A 2,403-nucleotide genomic window follows, 5' to 3' on the forward strand; every position below is an offset into this window, starting at 1 on the left:
AATTAAACTAAGCCAATAGGTCACCCCATTAACTCGTCTTCAAAACCGTACGTGACACTTTCGCATCATACGGCTCCTCATTATAGGAACACACTGACATTGGTACCTCTAGAACGGATTCTCATCTAACTGTTTCGAGTTGACTTTGTTTCCGTGCTTAAAATCGTGACAATGAAGGTGTAGTAATTCCAGATTTTCATCCTTGTTACTTCCATCCAGTGCGCGCGGTATTATATGGTGCGTTTCCAACAAATCTCCATCCCTGAAGGTGAGACCACAATGAGCACATTTCCCTTTTTGTCTTTTCAAAAGTTTTACCTTTCTACTGGTTGCTTGAGGGTGTTTACTCAGTCTGGTGCTCCAGTAAATTAGGTCTCCATCATATGGGCTTTTAGTGTCTTTGACCTTTTTATACCGTAGGATTTTGGTCGAGGCATGTAAGGGCAGGTAGTTTTCCTTCCCGGTCATGAACATCCAATTGTCCTTTCCGATGGTTCCCCAATATTTCTTGATTACCCAGGTTATTGATTTCTTGGGGTGTCTCCTTTTTCCCCATCAAGGCGAGTTTTTTCCATAGCAGGTGTCCCAAGGTAGTGTTCGCGTAGCGTGGCCATAGGCCAAGGTTTCTTTACTACAGACTGAACTGTAGTAGTTACACCATCCTCGTATCATGGGTTTCAGTTGGCGTATTAATGCCTCCTGTGGGGCAGCTCTGTATTTATCTATGACTTTTGAGAGCTGCCTATAATGCTCTAGAACTTTTTCTTTTGACGGTTTGATGATGGTTTTAAACCCTTGTTTGGACTGGTTTTTACCTACTTTGTATTGACGAATATTGAATCCTAGGAAGTCAAATCCGTCAAAAGTGTGAGTAACCTTGGTCTTGTTTGGTTTTAATTCCAAACCCATGTCATTCAACCATTTGCTGATAATTTTTTGACATTCTTCTACCACGGTTTGGTCTTTGTGCATGATGACAAAATCATCCGCGTATCGGATTAGACTTAATGCTCTCCTATTCTTGGATTTATTTCCTTTCATAGTTTCTGCGAATTGTTTAATCCGTTCCTCCATTCCGTGAAGGGCTATGTTGGCCAAAAGAGGAGATATCACTCCACCTTGTGGGGTGCCCTTTTCTGTAGTAGAGAATATCCCTTTATCCATGACACCAGCTTTTAACCAAGACTTGATTAAGCGTCTGATGGATGGGTAAGTATTTAACTTACTCAGAAGTGCATCATGGTTGATTTTATCGAAACATTTGGCAATATCCGCATCTAGTACCCATTTGGGTTTTCTGCTGATATTTTTAAATGTTGCTTCAATGGCATCGTGACATGAGCGTCCTGGTCTGAATCCGTATGAATTAGGTTCAAAACGCGCTTCCCATTCGGGTTCTAATGCCTGTTTGGTTAGCGCCTGCAATGCGCGGTCGTACATGGTAGGGATTCCTAATGGGCGTTTTTCCTTTCTTCCGGGTTTGGGAATCCAGACCCGACGAGTAGGTTGTGCCTTTTTGGAGATTTTGAGTGAGTCTACTAAGGCGAGGCGTCTTCTTTGGTTAAGATGTTTGACCCCGTCTATTCCGGCAGTCTTTTTGCCCTTGTTCTCCTGTGTAACCCTACGCACCGCAATCATTTTTGCTGTCCAGGATTTCATCAGAGTTTTTTGCAGCTTTCTTATCGCGCGGACATCACCACGTTCAGAGGCTCGAAATATTCGCTTTTGCAACTTAAATAGAGTCTTTTCTAACTTTCGCCAGTTGACTTTATTCCATTCCACCGTCTGGAAGCCCAGGGTTTTAGACATATCTATTGGTACTTACAACTATTTCTTTTCCTACAACGTGAGTCCGTCAGCGTATCCTAGGCATTACCCTAGGCGTTGGCTTCTGACTCAATCTTCCCCCGGTACGACATACGGCTAACTACCTACTCAGAATATTCGACCTTTCTGAGAGTACATATCGGGGTTAATTCGTTCCTGATAACCATTCTATGGACTTTTAGGGTGGTACTTTTCACCGGGAATATTATGGGAAATCATTAATTGAGGGAAGAACCAATTAATCCTGTTCCATTGACTTTTTGTCTGTGGCGTGTCAATCCATTTCGCCACGTAATTCTAACGATGATTCAAACGTACCTTTCTCTCGTACCCATGAGTCCTCTGCCTGTTACTAACTTCCCCTGGATTGGTTCCGCTTCACTGTTCGACCCTTGCATTAATCCGTAAGTTCGTTATTTCTTATGAATCAGGGTAGGGCTGTCACTCGGATTTCACGAGGGATGGATTTTCACCATCATGGTTATCAAGTTGTCAAGGTTCAGTTTCCTGAGACCAGGCGGCTAATCCCCCAAAACCCTTGTAGGGTAAGGTTTATAGTCAACGAATCGCACCTTC

The 2,403-nt window shown here is 43.1% G+C and carries 3 protein-coding genes; all 3 read right to left on the minus strand.

Features of this window, described 5'->3' with window-relative positions:
• Positions 1 to 108 precede the first annotated feature (108 nt).
• Genes F6K49_RS53890 through ltrA form a run of 3 tightly spaced genes read right to left on the minus strand, consistent with a single transcriptional unit; the run spans position 109 to position 1,809 of the window.
• Positions 109 to 474, minus strand: a complete 366-nt coding sequence (locus tag F6K49_RS53890) for an HNH endonuclease (RefSeq protein ID WP_364304460.1) — start codon at positions 472 to 474, stop codon at positions 109 to 111.
• On the minus strand, positions 410 to 556 hold the full coding sequence (locus F6K49_RS53895) for a hypothetical protein (protein WP_364304470.1): 147 nt from the start codon (positions 554 to 556) through the stop codon (positions 410 to 412). Before F6K49_RS53895 ends, F6K49_RS53890 begins: the two co-directional genes overlap by 65 nt.
• Complete coding sequence (gene ltrA / locus F6K49_RS41615; RefSeq protein WP_364304462.1) at positions 556 to 1,809, minus strand: group II intron reverse transcriptase/maturase; 1,254 nt, start codon at positions 1,807 to 1,809, stop codon at positions 556 to 558. Before ltrA ends, F6K49_RS53895 begins: the two co-directional genes overlap by 1 nt.
• Between the last annotated feature and the right edge of the window lie 594 nt (positions 1,810 to 2,403).

The sequence above is a fragment of the Moorena sp. SIO3I6 genome (assembly GCF_010672095.1).

What these genes read in the sequence shown, in the direction of transcription:
- F6K49_RS53890 (WP_364304460.1), bottom strand. Translation starts at nt 474, where the DNA reads ATGTTCATGACCGGGAAGGAAAACTACCTGCCCTTACATGCCTCGACC.
- F6K49_RS53895 (WP_364304470.1), bottom strand. Translation starts at nt 556, where the DNA reads ATGGGGAAAAAGGAGACACCCCAAGAAATCAATAACCTGGGTAATCAA.
- ltrA (WP_364304462.1), bottom strand. Translation starts at nt 1,809, where the DNA reads ATGTCTAAAACCCTGGGCTTCCAGACGGTGGAATGGAATAAAGTCAAC.